The sequence below is a fragment of the Galliscardovia ingluviei genome (assembly GCF_014635685.1).
GTDB classification, from domain to species: domain Bacteria; phylum Actinomycetota; class Actinomycetes; order Actinomycetales; family Bifidobacteriaceae; genus Galliscardovia; species Galliscardovia ingluviei.
This window is the reverse complement of the sequence record NZ_BMDH01000001.1, coordinates 405,203-428,099: the sequence shown is the minus strand read 5'-3', so window position 1 is coordinate 428,099 and position 22,897 is coordinate 405,203. Positions and strand designations below refer to the sequence as shown.

20 protein-coding genes, 1 tRNA gene and 1 pseudogene are annotated in these 22,897 nt (G+C 44.6%); 7 read left to right on the top strand and 15 right to left on the bottom strand.

What is annotated here, in order from left to right; genetic code table 11:
- Positions 1-168 precede the first annotated feature (168 nt).
- Entirely contained in the window at positions 169-981 is an 813-nt protein-coding gene (locus IEU85_RS01785; RefSeq protein WP_188354523.1) for a histidine phosphatase family protein, read from the bottom strand.
- A 101-nt stretch (positions 982-1,082) separates the two neighbouring features.
- Here IEU85_RS01785 and brnQ point away from each other — a divergent pair, with 101 nt between their 5' ends.
- Both brnQ and IEU85_RS01775 read left to right on the top strand, forming a co-directional pair.
- On the top strand, positions 1,083-2,471 hold the full coding sequence (brnQ, locus tag IEU85_RS01780; protein ID WP_188354971.1) for a branched-chain amino acid transport system II carrier protein: 1,389 nt from the start codon (positions 1,083-1,085) through the stop codon (positions 2,469-2,471).
- 52 nt (positions 2,472-2,523) lie between these two features.
- On the top strand, positions 2,524-3,036 hold the full coding sequence (locus IEU85_RS01775) for a GNAT family N-acetyltransferase (RefSeq protein ID WP_188354522.1): 513 nt from the start codon (positions 2,524-2,526) through the stop codon (positions 3,034-3,036).
- Between the two features lie 153 nt (positions 3,037-3,189).
- Here the strand turns inward: IEU85_RS01775 and IEU85_RS01770 are convergent, their stop codons facing one another.
- From IEU85_RS01770 to aroA, 6 genes and pseudogenes are all read right to left on the bottom strand, one after another.
- Entirely contained in the window at positions 3,190-4,275 is a 1,086-nt protein-coding gene (locus IEU85_RS01770) for a YeiH family protein (protein ID WP_188354521.1), read from the bottom strand.
- A gap of 123 nt (positions 4,276-4,398) precedes the next feature.
- Complete coding sequence (locus tag IEU85_RS01765) at positions 4,399-4,755, bottom strand: DUF488 domain-containing protein (protein WP_188354520.1); 357 nt, start codon at positions 4,753-4,755, stop codon at positions 4,399-4,401.
- A 95-nt stretch (positions 4,756-4,850) separates the two neighbouring features.
- Positions 4,851-5,180 carry a branched-chain amino acid transporter permease gene (locus IEU85_RS01760; protein WP_188354519.1) on the bottom strand — a complete coding sequence of 110 codons (330 nt, stop codon included), beginning with the start codon at positions 5,178-5,180 and terminating at the stop codon, positions 4,851-4,853.
- Positions 5,177-5,893: an AzlC family ABC transporter permease gene (locus IEU85_RS01755; RefSeq protein WP_188354518.1), complete on the bottom strand. Its 717-nt coding sequence runs from the start codon at positions 5,891-5,893 to the stop codon at positions 5,177-5,179. Before IEU85_RS01755 ends, IEU85_RS01760 begins: the two co-directional genes overlap by 4 nt.
- A gap of 95 nt (positions 5,894-5,988) precedes the next feature.
- A complete protein-coding gene (locus tag IEU85_RS01750) occupies positions 5,989-6,735 on the bottom strand; it encodes an inositol monophosphatase family protein (RefSeq protein ID WP_229714730.1) in 747 nt (248 codons plus the stop codon).
- Between the two features lie 57 nt (positions 6,736-6,792).
- Positions 6,793-8,196, bottom strand: a pseudogene (gene aroA, locus IEU85_RS01745) (3-phosphoshikimate 1-carboxyvinyltransferase); the annotation flags it as partial.
- A gap of 115 nt (positions 8,197-8,311) precedes the next feature.
- Here aroA and glgX point away from each other — a divergent pair.
- Positions 8,312-10,474, top strand: coding sequence for a glycogen debranching protein GlgX (gene glgX / locus IEU85_RS01740; protein WP_188354517.1), 2,163 nt, complete (start codon positions 8,312-8,314; stop codon positions 10,472-10,474).
- A 131-nt stretch (positions 10,475-10,605) separates the two neighbouring features.
- Here the strand turns inward: glgX and IEU85_RS01735 are convergent, their stop codons facing one another.
- The 6 genes from IEU85_RS01735 to IEU85_RS01710 form a co-directional block, all read right to left on the bottom strand.
- Positions 10,606-10,932, bottom strand: coding sequence for a hypothetical protein (locus IEU85_RS01735; RefSeq protein ID WP_188354516.1), 327 nt, complete (start codon positions 10,930-10,932; stop codon positions 10,606-10,608).
- A gap of 9 nt (positions 10,933-10,941) precedes the next feature.
- Positions 10,942-11,358: a YqxI family protein gene (locus tag IEU85_RS01730; protein WP_188354515.1), complete on the bottom strand. Its 417-nt coding sequence runs from the start codon at positions 11,356-11,358 to the stop codon at positions 10,942-10,944.
- 919 nt (positions 11,359-12,277) lie between these two features.
- Entirely contained in the window at positions 12,278-13,519 is a 1,242-nt protein-coding gene (locus IEU85_RS01725; protein ID WP_188354514.1) for an ABC transporter permease, read from the bottom strand.
- Positions 13,520-13,741: 222 nt separating this feature from the next.
- Complete coding sequence (adhP, locus tag IEU85_RS01720) at positions 13,742-14,773, bottom strand: alcohol dehydrogenase AdhP (protein WP_188354513.1); 1,032 nt, start codon at positions 14,771-14,773, stop codon at positions 13,742-13,744.
- Between the two features lie 341 nt (positions 14,774-15,114).
- Positions 15,115-15,191, bottom strand: a tRNA-Pro gene (locus IEU85_RS01715).
- A gap of 162 nt (positions 15,192-15,353) precedes the next feature.
- Positions 15,354-16,601 (bottom strand): MFS transporter, encoded by a 1,248-nt coding sequence (locus tag IEU85_RS01710; protein ID WP_229714678.1) that lies wholly within the window; start codon positions 16,599-16,601, stop codon positions 15,354-15,356.
- A 294-nt stretch (positions 16,602-16,895) separates the two neighbouring features.
- Between IEU85_RS01710 and IEU85_RS01705 the strand changes: the two genes are divergently transcribed.
- From IEU85_RS01705 to IEU85_RS01690, 4 genes are all read left to right on the top strand, one after another.
- Entirely contained in the window at positions 16,896-17,507 is a 612-nt protein-coding gene (locus IEU85_RS01705; RefSeq protein WP_188354512.1) for a TetR/AcrR family transcriptional regulator, read from the top strand.
- A 155-nt stretch (positions 17,508-17,662) separates the two neighbouring features.
- Positions 17,663-18,763: an ABC transporter permease gene (locus IEU85_RS01700; RefSeq protein WP_188354511.1), complete on the top strand. Its 1,101-nt coding sequence runs from the start codon at positions 17,663-17,665 to the stop codon at positions 18,761-18,763.
- 92 nt (positions 18,764-18,855) lie between these two features.
- A complete protein-coding gene (locus tag IEU85_RS01695) occupies positions 18,856-19,569 on the top strand; it encodes an ABC transporter ATP-binding protein (RefSeq protein ID WP_188354510.1) in 714 nt (237 codons plus the stop codon).
- Between the two features lie 91 nt (positions 19,570-19,660).
- Positions 19,661-20,737: an MIP/aquaporin family protein gene (locus IEU85_RS01690; protein WP_188354509.1), complete on the top strand. Its 1,077-nt coding sequence runs from the start codon at positions 19,661-19,663 to the stop codon at positions 20,735-20,737.
- Between the two features lie 74 nt (positions 20,738-20,811).
- Here the strand turns inward: IEU85_RS01690 and IEU85_RS01685 are convergent, their stop codons facing one another.
- Together IEU85_RS01685 and purH are read right to left on the bottom strand one after the other, a co-directional pair.
- Positions 20,812-21,123 (bottom strand): DUF3017 domain-containing protein, encoded by a 312-nt coding sequence (locus IEU85_RS01685; RefSeq protein ID WP_188354508.1) that lies wholly within the window; start codon positions 21,121-21,123, stop codon positions 20,812-20,814.
- A 123-nt stretch (positions 21,124-21,246) separates the two neighbouring features.
- A complete protein-coding gene (purH, locus tag IEU85_RS01680; RefSeq protein ID WP_188354507.1) occupies positions 21,247-22,893 on the bottom strand; it encodes a bifunctional phosphoribosylaminoimidazolecarboxamide formyltransferase/IMP cyclohydrolase in 1,647 nt (548 codons plus the stop codon).
- Positions 22,894-22,897: the final 4 nt, after the last annotated feature.

Here is a 22,897-nt window from a genome sequence, read left to right as displayed (position 1 = left end):
ATACCGAGCATTGTTATGTGAAAACAATATATGAGATTACAAGAAGTTAAGCGTTTTATCATAATCTCACCTCTCGGCATGTCGCAACAAGAATGTGCGCAGATTGGTATTACCACGATTACAACACGAATAAAAGCGTTCCTGTGATAATTACATATCCCCTGTTATCTACAAATGAGGATCAACCCTGTGAACCACACTGACTAAATCACCATTAGAGAGCAAAGGTCGCTTAAATTCGCGCCACAGCTCGACAACAACCTTCCAATGCCCTGTTTGAGGATCTAACTGAGGACGTGCAGTTTGTTCCCAACGCAACCGTTTCGAGGTTCTGCCAGTTACCGGATCGCGCCTAGAATAATGCAAACACGTACAATTGGTAATTCGCCAGTCATAGCTGTCTGCACGATGTAAAAATTCCTCGTCCGAAATATCTTCTAAGGTCAGCATCAACGCTTGCATAAAATCACCATGGGTGACAATAACCACCGACTCAGCCTCAGATCGGCGATTGAGTGATGTCAATAAATTGTGCACACGGTCCTCAGCAACATCAGCAATTGATTCTCCAGCAGGCGGTCTCCAATACAGTGGATCGGTGCGCTTAAACATCCAATTTCGCGGGTAATTCGCGCGAAAATCATCTTGGGTAATAGTGCTAATTTCTCCCCAAGAACGTTCTCGAAGCACTCTGGTTTCCTCCCATTTAGCTTTGGGAAGCGCCATAGTTGCTGCCGTTTCGCGGGTTCTCACATACGGAGAGACTAAGTAGCGGTCAAACAGTGGCTGCTGACTGACTAGCCATTTACCAATACAATCAGCTTGTTTGCGTCCTGTAGCAGTTAAGCGCCACGAGCGATCTGGCACGGTAACATTATCTTGAGTAAACAGCGAATTATCTCCTTGTTCGCCTGCTTGAACAATGACATTCGCTTCTGATTGCCCATGTCGAATAACATACATATCGAGTGGCATGCCCATAGAAACTCCTTACCAACTCACTACGATGCACTATAAGCCTATCACGTGCTAGTGTTAGTACTATGACTCACAGTAGCGCAGCTGATACCAAATCGGTACGCATGGATGCAAACCAAGCACAGCATCGTGTAACACTTCCTGTTCGATCACGTCTTGCACTTACTATTACCTTTTTCTCCATGTTTTTTGGTGCAGGAAATTTAATTTTCCCGCCATTTTTAGGAGCACTTGCTGGCACCAATACCCCACTAGCTACATTCGGCTTTATTTGCTCTGCAGTAGGTTTGCCTATTTTGGGCGTGCTCGCAGTTACTCAAGCTGATGGGTTTGAACGTCTTGCAGGATCGATCGGTCCACGCTTCGCAGCTGTTCTTGCAATGGCTATTATGCTCACTATTGGCCCATTCTTTGCTATCCCACGCACCGCAACAACATCATTTGAAATGGCAATAGCTCCTCATATGCATTCCTCCAGCCATGCGCCATTACTTGTCTACTCGTTGATATTCTTCGCACTGGCTTGGGGCTTTGCACAATTCCCAGGAAAACTTAGTAATACGCTTGGTAAAATCACCGGCCCTGTGCTGCTTGTGCTCATTGCAATACTAACTATTGGGGCATTATTCAGCATACATCTACCGTTTGCACCTGCAACAGGCGCCTATCAAGGTAGTACGCTACAGGCATTTACCCAAGGTTTTATAGACGGCTACCAAACTATGGATCTTTTGGCAGCACTATATTTTGGCATTATTATCGGTGTCAATATCCGTGCTATGGGGGTAACGGACACTCGGCAAGTGCGATCCTATACTGCCCATGCAGGGCTAGGTACGGGCATTATGCTGACTCTCGTTTATGCGGCTTTGGCAGTACTCGGTGCCTTATCTGGAGCACTTGTACCGCTTGATTCAGCAACAGATACAGGTGCCACTGCATTAACTCATATAACACATGCAGTATTTGGGCAACCTGGAACCATACTTGTCGGCCTGATTTTTATTATTGCGTGCCTTAATGTGTGTACTGGTCTTATTTCAACCTGTTCAACCTTTATGACTACAAAAATTCCGCATATTGGTTCTCTTCCAATGAGCTATCGCGCATGGAGTATTGTGTTCGCACTGTTCTCACTGCTTGTTTCCAATGCTGGACTGAGCATGATTATTAAAGTTTCTATTCCAGTATTGATTGCGCTCTATCCTATTGCTATTGTGCTGGTCATTGTGGGTCTTGCTTCCACTTGGATACGCGCTCATATGCCATATCTTCCTATCTGCATGATTATTCCAACTACACTGGTAGCTCTTGCTGATTGCTGTGTTCGTCTTTTAGAGCTTGTTGGCGTGCAACTCCCGCAAGTCTCATATTTGCTGCATCTTCTTCCAGGATTTGATATTCAACTCGGCTGGATAGTACCTGCACTTATAGGCGCTGCAATCGCTGCAGCACTGTATGTGTTCCAGCGTATCCGTTCTCACCAACACTAGGTATACACAAGCTACTTATAGACCACTGTTCGCATCGACTTCAAGGAGTACTATGCAACTTTCACAAGTACGTATCGATGAGCTTGATGATGTTATGGAAATTGTGCACGATGCTCAACAATTGCTCGCTGCCGATGGTGTGAACCAGTGGCAAGATGGCTACCCGAACACTCAAATTCTTCGCAATGATATTGAGCATGATCACCTATTCGTGTATCGGTTAGATGGTAAACCTGTTGCCATGGCTGCTATTTTGCCTGGACCAGATCCTGATTATGCCAATATTACCAACGGTACGTGGGATTATCCTCACGCGAATTATACGGTAATTCATCGTGTTGCGGTCGCTAAGAGCGTACGTGGCAAGCATATTGCTGGACTATTCTATGATGCTTGTATTGATTACGCTTTTGCGCAAAGATGTAGTGAAATACGTGTTGATACGCATCCTGATAATATGCGTATGCAAGCTCTTATTACTTCGCGCGGCTTTATACGCCAAGGTCTTATCTCTGTACGCGGTGACAGCAGTAATATCCGGATAGCGTACGCTTTACGACACTAATATGTGCAATACGTTGTATTTTTAATACTTATTTGAATGGTAGCGATGCATATCGCCGTTTTCGTGTGGCTACAGATGAATACCCGTTATAAACAGTGGCGGGATAATTATCCCGCCACCACAATAATGAAACTGAAGCGATACGATTACATTTTAGAAGAACAGCCATGCTGCCGCAATAGAGAATGCGAGCAAGCACACAGAAGCAATAAAGCTGGCAATAACTGCATTCCTACCATGAGACAACATCGCTTTGAAATTCACATTCAAACCCAATGCCGCCATAGCCATACCAAGGAAAATATAACCAGCATCCACTAACTGCGGAGCCCAAGCATGAAATACTGGCACTACAGTACCAAGTACAGATGCTGCAATAAACCCAAGCATAAACCAAGGAATTGGTAGCTTCTTAGGCCCTGTTGCTCCTTGACCATTATTAGAACGCTTAGACCACCACACAGCAATAACCAAAGCTGCAATAATCAGCATAAGCACACGAGAAAGTTTCATAATAGTAGCAATATCGACAGCGCCTAGAGCGTCACCTGCCGCTACAGCATGTGCAATTTCATGCAATGACGCGCCTGCAACAATACCTCGTTGCGCAGTAGTCAATGGCAATAATGGCAGTAGTGCAATATCGATAAGCGCAAAAACAGTACCCATTACTGCCACTGTTGCTACAGCCATCACTTCATCATCAGCGCGAGACTGTTGCTCTTCATCACTAACTTCTTCACTATCAGTCGAATTCATGGAACCTGAAATAGCCATTACTGCTGCGGCTCCGCAAATTCCTGTACCGCCTGCAGTAAGCATAGCTAAGCGAGGCGCAACATGCATGGCACGCGCTAATGCGTATGTACCAACAATAGTGAGTGTTACTACAACTGCGGCCAGTGGTAAACTCTTCAAGCCCTGGGTGAAGAGAATCTGTAAATTCAGCTTAAACCCGAGCAAAATAATACCGAGACGAAGCAGCTTATTAGCGATAAGTCCTGCAGCTCCCGAGACACCTTTAGAGCGATCGACTGAAGCATTCATATAGAATTTGCGCATCGGCCACTGACAAAGCATACCAATAAGCAGCGCAATAATGAGCGCACCGAAAAGGTTAAGCACTGGTAACTGTTTCAGTAGCGCACCGGCAATAGAAGCCAGCAAACATAGGATTGCGGTAATCAGCATATACGGAGTCGCAATGCGAGTCCACCAAGTTCGGAAAAATTGAGTCATACTGTAAGTCAAGCGTATAGCATGTACATAATCTTCACAATTATTGCTACTGCTTATATATCTTATATATTGGGATTCGTGATGCTTCTCCAGCAAGACTCGTTAATTACATCAGTTCGTTATCTATACAGCACTTGCCTGTTGCAAATATTCCAATAACACACGCACATGGTTGATTTGAGGATCTTTCGCCGCATACACTAATGTTATCGTGCCATGCTCATGTTCTGCTTGTACTAATGCTTGAACTGCTTCGGGATGAGCATCAAGTTCTTCAATATATTGTCTGCTAAACTCTTCAAAACGATCAGCACGATGAGCAAACCACTTGCGCAATTCGGCACTCGGTGCAATATCTTTATCCCACCAATCAATTGCTGCGCGCTCTTTGCTCATTCCCCTAGGCCATAATCTATCTACTAATACACGATAACCATCTGTGTGTTCTGCTGTTTCATACACTCTTTTCATAGCAAACATACTGCCATTGTAAAACCGATATCATGAGACTTGAGGCATATGTCTGCAAATAGACATTTCTTGCAAGTTTTTATTAACTGCAATGCAGTAATATGCTACGCAAATACTGTTTGTATCAAAATCATGTATGCGATAGTGCCAGCTGCTAATGAAAGCATCATATTATGCTTCCACCAATGCACAACAACTACAAGAATTACTGCAATAGCCTGAGGAATGCCATATGGACAAGCAGTAAGCACCGTGTCTTTAAGCGAATACACTACTAACAAGCCTGTCATAGCAAACGGCAAGATCGTGCCTAAAAATTCGATACTTTTAGGTGTCCGCTTACGTTCAGGAAACACCAAAAATGGGATAAATCGAGTAAGCATCGTACCAGCTACTACCGCTGCAATGGTAATAATTGACTGCGTAACACTCATGCTTGCTCCAATCGTGAACGCAAAGCCAAGCACAAAAGCACAATACCAAGTAATGCCGGTATCATAAACTGCGCTGATCCAAAGATTACCAAACATACTGTAGTAACCACAAGCCCAAGAATAATGCCAGTTCTTCCAGCAACGGCTTGTGCTCGCCATTGATCCATAGCAATGACAACAAACAGAGCAGTAAGTACAAACTGCAACCCTTCAGTATGCTGCGGCAGACGAGCACCTATAAGGCCACCAAGTGTGGAGCTTGAAACCCAATATGCTTGATTGAGCAGTGTGGTAGCCAGCATGAATTTTTTCTCGTCAATACCTTGCGGTGCCACCGTGGAAACATGCAAAGCAAATGTTTCATCGCATAAGCCGTAAATGAGCAACGGCTTGATCCAACCTGTTTCCGCGAAACGAGGCAACATGGCAATACCATAAAACATATGACGCGCGTTAACCATAATTGCTAGAGTAAAGGCTGCAATCGGATCAAATGGGCTAAGCAACAAACTCACCGTTACAAATTCCATAGAGCCTGCAAAAATAAGCGCGCTCATACACAACGGATACAGGACAGAAAATCCATGCACTCCCATCAGCATGCCGTAGGAACATCCCAAAAAAAGAAAACCAAGACCAACTGGCGCCGTCAATGGGAAGGCAGCACGAAACGCCGCAAGCCAAGGATGGCGCGCTTTATCAAACAATCGCATCTATTAATGCCCTTAAACCCAAACCACGATACAGCCTACCGACTTAGTACATCGGCTTATGCAGTAGCTTTGTACGCCAACTTGCACTTGCTCATTCAGTGAAACCAAGGAAAAACCGTCTGATACAACTGTGCGTTGGTTGCCAAGGCATTACCTCCCCAAGGGCCAGGATTGCCATCTAAATCAGTAAATACACCACCAGCTTCTTCCACGATTGGCACAAGTGCTGCCATATCATACAAATCAAGCTCCGGCTCAGCACAAATATCAATAGCGCCTTGAGCAAGCAACATATACTGCCAAAAATCACCAAAACCACGCAGACGCCATACTTGATCAGTAAGTGCGATTACTCGATCTCGATTACCTCGCTCTTTCCACCCGGAAAGACTGGAAAGTGACAGTGATGCATGATCAAGCGTACCTACTTGAGAGACATGAATACGCTGCGGTGCTTGCCCCTCACGCATCATATACGCACCGCCCCCACGCACAGCAAACCAGCGCGTATGCAGCATTGGCGCTGAAACCATGCCAAGAACAATCTCATCATCTACCTGCAACCCAATCAAAGTAGCCCACGCATCAAGCACACGCACATAGTTTTTAGTGCCGTCAATCGGGTCAATAATCCAGCGTCTACCGCGGCTGGCCTGCTTACCAAGCTCTTCGCCATAGATGCTATCTTGCGGGCGTTCTTGTGCCAAAATATCTCGAATAGCCCGTTCAGTCGCACGATCGGCATCAGAAACCGGAGTATGATCAGGTTTATCTTCTACATGCAAATCGAGAGCGGCAAAACGCGCCGTAGTAATTGCATCTGCAGCATCGGCAAGACGCATTGCTAAGCGGATATCCTCATGCCAAGGGCTTTTTGCTACGGCTGTTACCCAATCTCCTTGCAACATATCCTGCCATAATTGCACAAACTGTGGCATAGTCTTACTCGTAGTAGCAATATTTTCTACTTGTGTACCTTCTAATACAAGCCCAATCATTGCACCAAACGTTGCCATACGGTGATCGGCATACGACTGCATAATAGTGCCATGCATTGCGTCCAGTGGTACTGGAGTGATACGAATGCCATCTGCAATTTCTTCAGCATGCCCGCCTATTGCCGTAATTTGCTCAACTAATGCCTGCAGACGATTAGTTTCATGTCCTCGCAAATGTGCAATGCCATGCAGTGTTGTTGGGCTATCTGCAAATACAAGCATAGCTGCAAAGGACGGAGCAATTTCACCTGCTGCTGCAATATCAAAATCACCTAATCCATGAAGCGCATGATTAGTGTCATGCACCCCAAAACCACGCACATGGAGCGTACCTGTTGCCGAGTTTGTAGCATCAGCTTGCCAAGTAACTTGCGCTCCCATAGCACGAATATATTCCGGCAGTAAACCACCAGGCTGCGTGGTATGTTCTGGCCAATGTGCAATACGCACACGACCACCTGCTAGCAGCGCTGCGCCAATAAACGGGGCTGCATTTGATAAATCAGGTTCAACAACTACACGTTCTGGCAGTTGCACTTGCCCGGCTGTAACATGCCATGTGTTGTCATGCATGTCAACTTGAATATGCGCTGATTCTAAATCAGCCATCGTCATACGAATATGCGGCAAACTTGGCGTATGTGCTCCAGTATGCGTCAGCTGCAAGCCACTGCGAGCTCCTGCAAACAGCAGTCCTGAAATAAATTGGCTCGACCCGGAGGCATCGATAGCAACCTGAGGTGCTGTTGATTGAGCATTACGAGCCACAGTGTTAGTATTATCTGCTTGCTTCGGCGGGGTAAGAATAAACGGCAAAAATCCTGGCTCACCTAAATAGGTAATCGTCGCTCCAAGCTGTTCTAATCCGTCAAGTAACGGTTTCATTGGTCTGGCATATGCCTGAGCATCCCCATCAAAAGTCACCGGCCCAGACGTACGCATTGCAAGCGCTGGAACAAAGCGCATTACTGTTCCTGCAAGACCACAATCAATAGTAATATCACCTTGCAAAACACCATTTGCTGGAGCTGTAACCCAAACATGTGTCGGATCCTGTGTATCCTCTTGCACTTGCACGCCCAGAGCACGCAACGCGCCAATCATTAAATCTGTATCTCGAGAACGCAGCAATCCAAGAAGCTCTACTGTTCTGCTTCCCATAGCAGCAAGAATGAGATATCGATTAGAAAGCGACTTACTGCCAGGCACTGTTACTGTAGCATCGAGGCTCGTATGTGCTACAGGAGCATTCCACAGTGGCAAAGTAGTGGCAGCATTATGTTGTTGGGATTGTGCTTCATTCATAGTTGTAGTGTACCGATACCAGTTGTCAGTGACCATAATCTTCTCATAAAGTGTCATGCATAGCGTCTTTGTGCGATAACCACACAATTGAAGGAAAATGCGCTAGACTAACAGTATGCAAATCAGACCAGGATCAATGTACCCTCTTGGAGCGCGCTATGACGGCGCTGGGGTAAATTTTGCGTTATATTCTGAAGCCGCTGAACGTGTCGAACTATGCCTATTCGATGATGATGCGCATGAAACACGAATCAATATGACCGAACAAAATTCGTATGTCTGGCATAACTACCTTCCCGGTATCCAACCAGGCCAACGATACGGGTATCGCGTGTACGGACCATATGATCCTGCAAATGGATACCGATGTGATCCAAGTAAACTCCTACTCGACCCTTATGCCAAGGCTATCGAAGGCATGATTGACAATGATGCTAGCTTGTACTCCTATGACATCAATCATCCAGATCAGCCACAGCTGCGTAATCAAGAAGATTCAGCGCCGCACACCATGAAATCCGTGGTCATTAACCCATTTTTTGATTGGGGCAATGACACACATCCCAATATTCCTTATCACGATTCTGTTATTTACGAAGCTCATGTACGCGGGCTTACCAATTTGCGTAAGGACGTGCCGGCTGAAATCCGCGGCACCTACGCTGGCTTAGCGCATCCAAGTGTGGTGCAATATTTGAAAGATTTAGGAATTACAGCTCTTGAGCTGATGCCAATTCACCAATTTATTAATGATCCATTTTTGCAATCTAAAGGATTAAGCAATTACTGGGGATACAATACCATTGGATTCTTCGCCCCACACAATGCTTATTCTTCCGGCGGTCAGCTTGGTGAGCAGGTTAATGAGTTCAAATCTATGGTCAAAACCTACCATCAGGCAGGCATTGAAATCATTCTCGACGTAGTATACAACCATACTGCCGAAGGAAACCATATGGGACCAACCCTAAGTTTCCGCGGTATTGATAATCGTAACTATTATCGCCTTGTAGACGGAGATCAGGCACACTATTTCGATACCACCGGTACCGGCAATTCATTGCTGATGCGCTCACCAAACGCACTGCGTCTGATTACTGACTCGCTACGGTATTGGGTTACCGAAATGCATGTTGACGGATTCCGTTTTGATTTAGCAGCCACACTAGCTCGCCAATTCCAAGAAGTGGATAAGCTTTCTGCATTTTTCGATATTGTCGAGCAAGACCCTATTCTATCTCATATTAAATTGATTGCTGAGCCATGGGATTTGGGTTCTGGCGGTTACCAAGTTGGCGGTTTCCCTTCCAGCTGGTCAGAATGGAATGGTCGATACCGCGATTGCGTGCGCGATTTCTGGCGCTCACAGCCTTCTACCCTGCCTGAGTTTGCAAGCCGTCTGCTCGGTAGCTCTGATTTATATCAAGCTAATGGTAGGCGTCCTGTTGCATCGGTGAATTTCATTACTGCGCATGACGGTTTCACTCTTAACGATTTAGTAACGTATAACGATAAGCATAATGATGCTAATGGCGAGGGCAACCGCGATGGTGAATCGCATAATCGTTCATGGAATTGCGGCGTAGAAGGACCAACTGATATTGCTGATGTGAATGCTTTACGGCAGCGACAGTTGCGTAATTTTATCGCAACGCTTCTTGTCTCTCAGGGCATTCCTATGATTAGTGGCGGCGATGAAATTGGCCGCACACAGCAAGGCAATAATAATGCTTATTGCCAAGATAATGAAATTTCTTGGATTGACTGGGATTTAGACGATACGCGCAAAGATCTCCTTGAATTTACTAAGAAATTCATCCATCTTCGCCTTGAACACCCAGTGTTACACCGCAGGCGCTTCTTTACTGGCAGAGCTGCTGGGGATACTTCGGAGCACATTCCTCAGGCTGAATGGTTTGATCATACCGGTCAGATTATGGATCGTGAAGACTGGAGTAATACCCATGCCCTTTCAGTTATGGTGTTTTTGAATGGACATGATATTCCAGAAACTGACTGGTTTGGCTCTCCTATGAAGGATAACAGCTTCTTACTGATTTTTAACGCGCATTATGAGCCGATTGTGTTCAAGCTGCCAGATGAGCGTTATGGTTCTACTTGGACATTGGTTGCTGATACGTATAATCCGCATGGACCAGAATTGACGTATGAAGCTGGGTTTGTTATCACTGCTCAACCACGTAGTTTCTTGCTACTGATGAGCAATGAGAATGCTGAACTTGGTAAAGATACGACTCCAAGGCACTTTGCCCACTAACTATTATTTGTTTGAGAACGCAGAGCATCGCTGATGTTTGGGCTTGTAGGTAGGTGAGCTTTTCTATCTATAAGCCCAAACTGTTATTTACTGAGTCCATCAAAGTGTTTATAGTATCCATAGCATGATATTTAGTTGAGTAGCTCATCTTTCCTTATCTTGATAAGTTTTTCAACTACATCATCTGCTACATGCCACTGTCTTTTTGTTAATGCAAAATAGTAACTAGCTATCTCTTTTTGAATTTCTATAATTGATAGACTTTCTAATTCGTTGACATGGAGAGCAATAAATTTATCAATACACTGCTCTTCTTCAGGTTGCACCCTATATTTTATAAGAATTGTTTCATATGTTTCTATCCCATATTTCTCAGCAATTTCATCAATTACATTCATAATCCAAGATAATTCTATTAACACTTCTTCATCAAAGTTATCTTTAATTAATCCAGCCATACATCACCTTCACAATAACCACTCAAGTGCCATACGAATCCAGATAGCCGCCTGCCTGCCAACCACATGTGTTAATTGATCCTGAACAGTCTGCCACACTAAAGTATCATACTTAAGTAACTGGTTTAACACGGGAGTAGCCTTAGCAAAATTTTTCTCTACAACTTTCGCAGCATCATCTCCAATCCATCTCGCGGCAGATTTTACTAAATCATCACTGTGACGCAACGCCCACTTAATAGCATTTTTTACTGCTGCAGTACCAACGCTTCTTGGTGCTAGCTGATTTTTCTCTATTGAAGCATTTACTTCATTAGTACTCATCGAATCTGAGATCTCACTTGCATAGACCGAATTAGCACCTGCGCTAAAACAAATCACAAATCCTAATAACACGGACAAAATTTTTTTAAACTTATTGTTCATTATAGATTCTTCCTGTTTTAAAATGTATTATTATTGCGAATAATTGAAATAATCCGAAATACATTTCTATTCCAATATATCTAGATAGTTCATTGTTTTGCCTTCGCTCATCAGTCTCCTCCTTCCTCTTACCATATGCCTGTATCCTGAAATGTTTTGATAGTATAAATAGTTGTAACGCTTAAGACCCAACCACTTATGCCAATCTTTATGTATAAATCATTTTGATATCTTTCTGCTCATTCGCAATTTGTAACATCCATTTCTTGTCATTCACGGCTTCTTCGCCAACTGATATTACTTTAAACCAAATTATTCTTCCATAAAGCCTGATTTAAAGACTAATTAATTCAAAAATAAATTGGTAATAAATAACTGGTACTCATATTATCACATAAACCAGTTGCGGCAAAGACCCCCGAGGTTCTATTTTGAAGTTCAACAATTGTTTGGGGTGGTTGTTGATAGTAACACGAAACGGGATACGAGAGCGACCAGCGTTACGACCACTATGATAGCGTCTTATACTTCTTGGTGCGCACTAAAAATGCTGGTGTAATGCTAACGAGCGTTGCGATGGAGCGTATATCCACTGATACAAGCACTCGTGACTGACCCGCATACGCACATCGTGTGGATATTCGAGTCTGAGTCTGCCTTCAATAAGTAGTGGACTGTAGCCTTTACGTAGCGTGTCTAACACCCATGAGCGTAATCTATCATGATTCATACGATGGGGGTTTCGAGCAATATGAGCTCGTGCTTGCGCTTTCCTGTTGTATAGATTCCTTCTGTCTTATAAGGAGAATGCGTCATATTACCTCACAGCCAAAACATATACATACAGAAGAACATAATATGAAACGCTTCACATTTATCGCGTGCGAACAAAGCGACGTATGCATGCTTAAATGAAGTACTAGAGTTCAGGACTTAAACGCGAATCTGCCTTATTGAGTATTGGATGCATTGCCGTTAATTGTATTTGCACACGGTCTGCTTCCATAGCTGCAATTTGCCTCGAAAATACCACAAACCAACCTAAAAAGAGCAAACAAGCCAGCGCTTCCACATTCGTCAGCGTATCCGCATGCATTAACCAGCGCACCCCTGCTACTGCAATAATAACAATAATGCAATCCGAAACCACGTAGATTGAGCGAGAAAACTGCGGCACTAGCCAAGGCAACAGTATCATCAGCAACGACATAGGGATAGTAAGCCCCCGCGCACACACATTATGCATAATCGGATGTGGAGAATATCGAAATATTCCCACGCCAGCAAAACACAGTCCTGCAGCCACAAGGAGTACAGCAAGCACAATAATACGAGCCTTAAAATGCTGTATTGCCAGCATGCGGTCAAGTAAATGATGCTTGGTAGTTAGTGTATACGCTACTTCATCTGACAATCCTGTAGTCTTGCGTGCCGCATGTTCCTGTTCGTTGATTTGTGCTAATTGTTCACTTTCTTGTATATTCGTGGCACGCCAAAATTCCCACATACGATGCGTGGTTACTAATTCAGAAATCGCAAAGTAGCTGACAATAATAATGCAAATCCCAGCTAAGACAATAGTAACGTTAAACATGGTTGCAGCAAAGGTAGTGCGGTCGCCCAGCTGAGAAAAATTATTCTTCCACCAATTGGGGTCATCGCTCGATAACCCTGCGGTACTTACGCCAGCAATAATAAAAACCGGCAAAAGCGAAGCAATAGTTTTTGCGCTGAGATTATCAGCCTGCACATACCCCATATACCCACTTACTGCGGCAAAACCAGCGGTAAGCGCTGCAATATATTGTTTGACTACAGCAATGCCGACAATACTATCAATTACGCCAAGTAGTGCAAATACGCATAAATAGACTGTCGATGCGTACACCGTTGTTAATGCGGCGATTTCAACAATACGGCGTAGTGGCGTCCACCATCCATGGGCTAGTGTCCAAGATCCAGAGCGCCGCGCATAGCCGACAATGAATGACAATGCTGTACAAAGTGCTACAACAGCACAACTCATTAAATACAAGCGACCTGAGACTAAACCAATAGCTGGAGCGCCTTGTACGTACATCGTGAGCAGTGACCATGCGAGCACACCGCAAAGCACACACGAGAGCAATCCCGCTGTTTCTGCGCGTTGATGTCGTCCCATGGCTGCTCCCCTGCCAGATGTACTTATGCTATGTAAAGTATCACTTCATACTGTACTTTGCACTTTACCTTGCAGTATGTAACATACTCTGAGCTCACAACGTTAAACAACCGCGCGGTTCATTCCAAGCACTATCATCTTTAGCGTAAGAAAAAGGGAGAGACCCGACAATCCGAATCTCTCCCTATCGGCTACAAATACTGATAGCAGTATGAGCGCAAGCTACTTAGTTTCACCAGTAAAATCAAGCACCATACGACCGTTGATCTTGCCCTGACGCATTTCTTCGAAAATTGCAGGACCATCTTCAACTGGACGCTTCTTAACAACTGGCACTACGATACCACGGGCACCGAAATCGAATGCCTCTTCCAAGTCCTTACGAGTACCTACCAAGGAGCCAACGATACGAATGCCATCGAGTACTGTCTTGACGATGGAAACATCCATAGTTTCGGATGGCAATGCCACGCAAGCTACGGTGCCGCCAGCACGTACAGAATCGATTGCTTGGTTAAATGCAATCTTAGCGACAGCTACTACAACTGCACCATGTGCACCACCGTTGGTCTTTTCCTTGATAACATCGGTAACGTTCTTGGTTTCCATGCTGTTGATAACAATGTCAGCGCCGGATTCCTTAGCCAACTCCAGCTTGTCATTGTTGATATCTACAGCGATGACCTTGGCACCGAACACCTTCTTCGCATACTGTACTGCGAGGTTTCCAAGTCCACCTGCACCATAGATTACAATCCACTCACCTGGAGCAACCTGAGCTTCCTTAATAGCCTTGTATACTGTTACACCTGCGCAAGTGATAGAAGATGCCTGAGCGGAATCAAGTCCATCTGGAACCTTAACTGCATAATCAGCTGGAACTACGCAGTACTCAGCCATACCACCATCTACTGTGTAGCCGCCATTTTCTACAGAACGACACAAGGTCTCACGACCAGTGGTGCAGTACTCGCAGTGACCGCAGCCCTTGAAGAACCATGCAATAGAAGTACGATCTCCAACCTTAAGGCTTGTTACGCCCTCGCCAACTTCTACAACTTCACCAATACCTTCGTGACCGAGAATTCGCCCTGGGACCTTTCCAAAATCGCCAGCAGCAACATGCAAATCAGTGTGGCATACGCCGCAGCACTCAACCTTTACCAGTGCTTCACCGTATCCGACGCTGGGTACTGGTGCGTCATCAATGACTTCAACACCGGTTCCTTCTTGATTTACTACAACCGCTTTCATTATTTCCTCCATTGGCATATAATTTTGAACGGACATTGATTATTCTAGACCCCCCTTGTGCAAAAATCAAACACTATTTGGAATAAAAATTATGCTGTGTGCCGAATATTGAACTTGCATCTCAAAACGAATTTTGGTATAAGCCACAAATGCAGATGTACTTATTTAGCCGTTAAACTACAAAATCTATTTGAGACTTTTTTAAAAAAATAGTGTTAGCAGTTATTCAGGTTGAGTGACAGTTGAGTATATTCGGGCATATAGGCAGGAATCGAATGAGTTGTCAAGAATCAGGTTCTTCCAAAACACAAAAACGCGGTTCATATGAACCGCGTTCCAAATGGTCGGGCTGGCGGGATTTGAACCCACGACATCTTGTACCCAAAACAAGCGCGCTACCAAGCTGCGCTACAGCCCGTTGTTATCGGCATGCCGTAACCAAGAGAAGAGATTACCATATTCTGCATATAAAGCCAACTTACGGGGTGTCTTAAGTATTTGCAACGTTTTTATAAAACTGCACACCCCATAAGATATGGAATGTGCAGTCGAAACAACATGGACTACAGATAAAGAATGTTTAGGCTGTTCTACGTGGGCGCAAACGATATGCTGCAATAGCACAAATTGCCGCAACCACATACGAAGCCGTACTTACCACCAGAGATGGTGTATATGAACCAAACGCGTCAAACATGGCTCCATGACCAACATTAGCCAACGCATATGCCACACTGCCAGATACTGTAGTTACACTGAGAATAGTTGAATAATCTTGTAGTCCGAAGAATTGACGCACCATCCACGGCACAGCTACCAACACTACCCCTTGACCAAGGCCAGCTAGAAATGCTGCCGCAACATCACTGACAGGATTACGCACTACAACAAAGCAGCCCCAGCCAAGTAAACCAATAATGCTATAGAGTGCCACAACTAGCTCCGTAGGGAGACGATCAAGCAAAATACCTATAGTTGCCTTGCCAATTGCAGCACCAAGCATGATGCCAGAAACCACAAGCGCTCCCTGCTCCAACCCTAATCCTCGTGAGCTTTCCATAGCAGACAAATGCACCACAAACCCAGAAATTGCCTGCAAGAGCACAGCAACGATAATAATAAGCCATAGCGAGCGCGTTTTCAGCGACTGCGCTAAAGTCAAATCTTGCACACTGCTCGCATTAGTTTCCGCCTGTTCTTGCACAGCTTTATCATGCCCATATGCGAACTCACCTTTTGCCTCATTCGGACGGAATTTTAAGACAGCAATAGCAAAAGGCAAAATACATACTGCCAGCACAAGAGCAGTGAGACGGTATGAAGTTCGCCAGCCAAAATGAGTAATCCAGGAAGCAACTACAGGATTGAGTATCATACCACCCAGTCCGCTTACTCCTAACGCAATACCCATGGCCAGACCTAATTTGTCCTTGAACCAGTTTGCCAGCAGGACGCTTGGTCCCATGGTGACTGGAATAACGTAAAACACACCCATCAGAGCAAATGCAATATCAAACTGCCAAAGCTGGGTAAACATGGACATAGCTAAAAACAGCAGAGCGCATGCACTAACACATACAGTGAGCAATATGCGTGTATCAATGCGCTTAATAATATTTCCAGCGACAAGTGTAGTTGGGATAGCTGCAAAAGAAAGTAGCGAGCCAGCAAAGGACACCGCAGTTCGGGAAACTTGTAAATCCTCGCCGAGCGGCGTGTAATACAAGCCCATTGTATTGACAATAAAACCGAAACCAACAAAAGATAAGACGCCGCAACCAATAAATACTAACCATGGGCGCCAGTTATGCGTTGCTTGAACGTTCACCTGAACCTCTATTCACTTCAACTCTTCAGCTTGAGCTTTTTGAGCGTAACCGTGTTTATTCTAATAATCAGTTTGTGAACATTTGGAGTACATACAGCAAAGCTAACACTCTTCATCATACCTACATATTTTCACCACTAAATATACATAAATCAGGACCTTCTTTCTAAAATGTGAAATGAATCACAAACTCATTACACAATATTGACACGGTGTCACATACACGATACTGTTATCACTAGCAATTGTGACACAGTGTCACAATAATAGTTGAACGAACTCTACCGAGGAATTATGGTTACACCGACTTTTTTGCGACTTCCAGAAGCAAAACGAGAGCATATTGAGCAGGCACTACTCGATGAGTTTTCACGTGTACCCCTACCCCAAGCCCAAGTAAGCAATATTGTGCAACAAACCGGTATTGCAAGAGGAGCTTTTTACCGATACTTCACAGATATTGATGACGCATACCAATATATGTTGAACTTGGCATTACGCGATATTCACTCAGGTATTAGTGCTTATGAGCGTCCTGAACAATCACATATACAACCACAAATGCAATCACAATCAACATCAAAGCCAGTCACACAATCTCAGGAACAAAATCAGCACACTTCATGTCAACGCAACAACGAATTACAACAGTACTATCAGCGCACCGCCGATTTTATTCATACAACAGCAAACTCACGCTACTACCGCATGATGTTCTGGTATTACCAAGATAATGCTGCTCAGTACGCCAACCAACAACCCAACCCGCAGATCGATGCGCACAATTGGACTATTGCTACACTCACCCATCAGACCATCCGAGACTGCATGTTAGACCCAGACAACAGCAGTAAGTATTTAGCACGATTAGAACAATCACTACATCTTTTGCAGCCATTACCTTAGCTAGTGACTAGCCAAGGATTGCAACTTAACAATATATTCACAATTTTCAAAGAACACTGAGCAAGTTCAGTGCGCCTACCTTAGCCCAACTGTATGCATATCGCATGCGATGCTCGCGCGCTGCCATTTGCTATCTACTGTATTGAGGAAATACTATGCTACTTGCATTCAAAGAAATTCAACGCGAAAAACTACGCTATAGCCTCATTATCGCGCTTATCGCACTTATCAGCTATATGATGCTGGTACTTTCAGCATTAGCTCTGGGTCTAGCCAATCAAAATACGTCAGCTATTTACGGATGGCACGCTCATTCCATTGCGCTCAATGAACAAGCTGATGGCGTCATGCGTGCATCTATGCTCACTCAAGATCAAGTCAACAGCATCAAAGAGCACACTACCGGACAAACAGCAGAAATTGGATTTACCAGCACTCGGCTTACAAGCAAATCCGATACAAAGCACAGTGTTAATTTCCTCGGAAGCACTGCGCAATCATTCATGTTCACCAATACCACGCTCAGTGAAGGACGTATGCCACAAGCTACTCATGAACTTGTAGTTGATAAAGCACTTGCACATAGTGCTCAGCTCGCTGTCGGACAACAAGTTACACTCGGCTCAGACAATACACCATACAAGATTGTCGGCATTGCTCAAGATGCCAAATTATCAGTAGTTTCCGTTGTATATGGCTTACTGAGCGACTGGCACAATATTAGTCCTGTATCGCCAACTATTGCCGCATCAGCCGTTATTTCAACCAGTGGTTTTACCAGCAAAAACGGCACAATTACAACATCGGGGCAAACCACAGCGAATAGTGCAGTCAGTACCTATACTATTGCACAATTCATTCAACACTTGCCAGGATATAGCGCACAAAATGCCACATTTATTCTCATTATTGCTGTGCTTGCTATAGTTACGCTCGTTATTATTGCCGTGTTTCTGTATATTATTGTGCTACAAAAACTCCCTAACATTGCAGTGCTTAAAGCGCAAGGCATTCCTACACGATACCTTATTCGCAGCACACTTGTTCAAGGCACTTCTATTGTCACAGTAGGACTCATTTTAGGTGGTATTGCCACATTAGCTATTGCATGGTTCATACCTGAAAGCGTGCCAATGTATTTCTCACTGCCATTGCAAGGAGTTACTGCACTTGGATTAATACTCATGGGATTACTCGGCTCACTATTGCCTGCATTGCAAATACGAAAAGCTGACCCTATTGCACTCATCCAGTAATTCATGCTGCTTCACACCGTGGCGTCGCACAAACTGTTATCAATATACCAATAGCATTTACTTCTCTTACACCATTTTCATAAGAAGGAACAATGACAACACCTACTAATCCTGAACACTATGCGCTCGCAATGCGCGATGTCACCAAAACATATGGATCAGGTAATGCACAAGTTATGGCATTACGCCATGCCACATTGAATATTCCACACGGACATTTGGTACTGATACTAGGTCCTTCCGGATCTGGAAAATCCACATTCCTTACGATTGCAGGAGGCTTACAAACACCAACTTCAGGCAAAATCACTATTGATGGTCAAGATATCAGCACGCTGAGTAAACATGAACTAGATCAGCTGCGGTTAGCACATATCGGCTTCGTTCTACAAGCACATGATCTTGTACCATATCTGACTGTAGAAGAACAATTCAAACTCGTAGATAGCGTCAAACCTAAAGGTAATCTTTCCAAAACACAGTTGAATGCACTATTGCAAGAGCTTGGCGTAGACCAACTCAAGCATACGCTGCCAAGCAATATGTCTGGAGGGCAACAACAACGAGTTGCACTTGCACGTGCTTTGTATACCAAGCCATCATTAATTCTTGCTGACGAACCTACTAGCGCACTTGATAGCTCTGCTGTACACACCGTGGGAACATTACTGCAAAATATTGCTCATACGCAGCACACCACTATTGTGGTAGTCACCCATGATACGCGCTTAGCGTCATTAGCTGACGACGTCTACCATATGCAAGATGGCGTACTCAGTTACAGTCTCGGTCAATATCATCAATAAACAATAAACATCCACAATAATCCAACAAAAAGTCACTCACACTGGTAGACTAAAGGCGTTTACTTCACACAATGAGAAGGAATTCAATACTATGTCAGCAGAACAATCAACATCTGCCCATGCAAAGCCGACACTTCCAGTGCGTGTACTTGCAGAGCTTGTAGGTACATTCATGGTGTGTTTTGTGACCTATGCGGTTACCACATATGTACTTACCCTCACTGGAAATACCAATAATATTTTGTTGGTAGCACTTACTATTGCAGCAACGTACGCATTAGCAACACTGCTTTTTGCCCGTTATTCTGGTGCACAATTTAATCCAGCAGTAACACTTGCATCGCTCTTCATCGGTCGTACCCATTGGCTCGATGCTTTGCTTTACGTTATTGCCCAAGTAGTGGGCGCTATTGCTGCCGGTGCCGCGGTAATTAAGTTCTTACCTGTTTCAGAACAGCTCAAACTGTCCATGTGGCTCAGCGCTAGCGGCTATAGTTCATCAGTCAACGGCTTTGGCACTGCTTCCCCATCTACGGTAATGTTACAAGGTTCAGGTGCAGAATTTAGCCAAACTTCAGCTATTATTATTGAACTCGTTATGACGTTACTCGTTGTAGCAACTGTTATTGCCACGTTGAGCCCAGCTGATGGGAAATCCAATGGTAACCGTCAAGCTATAGCTTCTGCTCTTGCATATGGCATTGCTACACTTATTGCTTTCCCAATTACCGGAGCTTCTATTAACCCAGTTCGTGCCACTGGTATTGCACTGTTTGCTCAGGGACAAAGTCTAACTGTAGAACCATTAAGCCAGATTTGGCTCTTCTGGGTATGCGCTTTGCTCGCAGGTGCCATTGTTGCACTATGCATTATTATCGTGCGCGTGCTTGCTGCCCAGTCCAATAAACCAAAGAAAGCCAAGTCACCAGCTGTTGTTGAACAGGAAGATACTGATACATCAGCAGACGATGAGACAGCACAGCAAACCGAAAGCAGCGACGCAGAAGATACTGCCACTCCAACTTCTACCACAGACGAACAATCTGTTGCATCTGAAGAAACTTCCGAAGCAACAGATGAGGCATCAGCCCAAAACACTGCTGAAGATACTGCAGTAACTTCTGAGGATGCTGCAGTTGAAGAGGCTAATACCCAAGAAACTAAGTAGCTTCACGAATTAAGTGAAAACTAATATCACTTATACATACGATTAACCGCATTCAAGTTGAATGCGGTTTTTCATTACCATGCTAAAAAGAAAATACTTAACACCGTAATCAGCAATCCGACACCCAGTGAAAAACCAAAGAAACAGTCAAAACCTACGGAACGAATTTTCCACGGACTATGTTCTCTCATTATAAGACGTATCGCTGCTGTACCAATCGCTGTTGCAGCCATGATGCCAACAGCCCAAATCACATGCCCTGCAAGCGCTGTAACTGCGCAAACTACCACACACAGCGCAACAACCCATTCAAATGCCGGAGACCCCTCATGAGCTTCCGAAACGAAAGGCTGTTGTTCGTTATTTTTAGTCGCTGGTGTTTGCACGGTACCTCCTTAGGCTATCTTCAACTACTATACATGAAAGATAGATATCACTACAATGAATAGGGCGCATGCCCAAAGACATACGCCCTATAAAAAGTGTCCTTACTGGCACTACCTACCAACTCAGTGGAAGAAGTGTCGTGTTCCCGTCACATACATAGTAATACCAGCAGCCTGTGCTGCTTCGATAACTTCTTCATCACGGATAGAACCACCAGGCTGAACAATTGCCTTAACACCTGCATTGATCAGAATCTGAGGTCCATCAGCAAATGGGAAGAATGCATCAGATGCAGCCACTGCACCGCGAGCACGCTCCAATCCGTCAGCAAGAGTATTAGCACGCTCAACCGAAAGATTGCAGGAATCTACACGATTAACTTGTCCCATACCAATACCGACAGTTGCTTGGTCATGCGCTAGTAAAATAGCATTAGACTTTACACAGCGCACCGCGCGCCAAGCGAATTGCAAATCCTTCATAGTCTGCTCGTCAGCAGGTTGACCGCTCACTAACTTCCATGAGGATGGATCATCACCTAATGCATTAATCAAATCTGTGTCTTGTACAAGCAAACCGCCATCAATTTGACGAATTTGACGAGACGACATTGGAGGCTCTTGCACCTTCAAAATACGTAGATTCTTTTTCTTGGTCTGGAGCAATTCCAATGCTTCTGGCTCATAATCAGGAGCAACAATGACTTCAGTAAAGATTGGGCGCACGCTTTCAGCCATTGCCAAAGTCACTGTAGTATTAGCTGCGATAACTCCACCGTATGCACTGACTGGATCGCAAGCATGAGCCTTCTTATGTGCTGTTGCCACATCATCGGCAACTGCAAGACCACATGGATTATTATGCTTAACTACGGCAACAGCAATGCTTGGTGCAAAATCCCAAACAGCACGCCATGCTGCATCGGCATCAACATAATTGTTATAGCTCATCGGTTTGCCACCGAGTTGCTCAGCGTGAGCGAATCCTTGACGATGCAGAGGATCAATATACAATGCTGCCTGCTGGTGCGGGTTCTCGCCATAGCGCAACACATGAGCTAGATCCCATGTTCTCGTATAAGTTTGCGCAAATTGCAAGGATTGAGCTTGGTCATCATGCTCTTGCGCATCTGTTGTTGCTGCTGCCTGTAATGTGAAGCTATCTGGGCGCTGCCATTGGCGCTCAGTCCACTGAGTAATGGTGGCGTCATACGCAGCAGTATGCGCGAATGCTTTAGCAGCTAGATACCTGCGCTCTTCAAGAGTAAAGCCAGTTCCTTCGGTAACACGCTCAGCTACCAGTGCATAGTCCTTTGGATCAGTAATAACGGCAACGGTTGCGCTGTTTTTTGCAGCACCGCGTACCATAGAAGGACCGCCAATATCGATTTTCTCAATGGTTGCTGCTTCGTCAGCGCCTGAACGTACCGTGTCAGCAAATGGATACAGATTAACGACTACTAGATCAAATGGCTTAATACCCAGCTGTTCTAATTGCTGCGCATGCTCCGAATTTGTCATATCAGCAAGAATGCCAGCATGCACATGCGGGTCAAGTGTTTTTACACGACCATCGAGGCTTTCTGGAAAGCCTGTGACCTGCTCTACTGGGGTAACTTGTACACCTAATTGGGCGAGTTTTTGTGCGGTTGAACCTGTAGAAACAACTTCTGTACCAGCTTGTACAAAAGCCTGAGCGAGTACTTCAATGCCTTCTTTATGGAATACGGAGACCAAAGCGCGATGAATTGGTCGACGGCTGTTAGCCATTTGT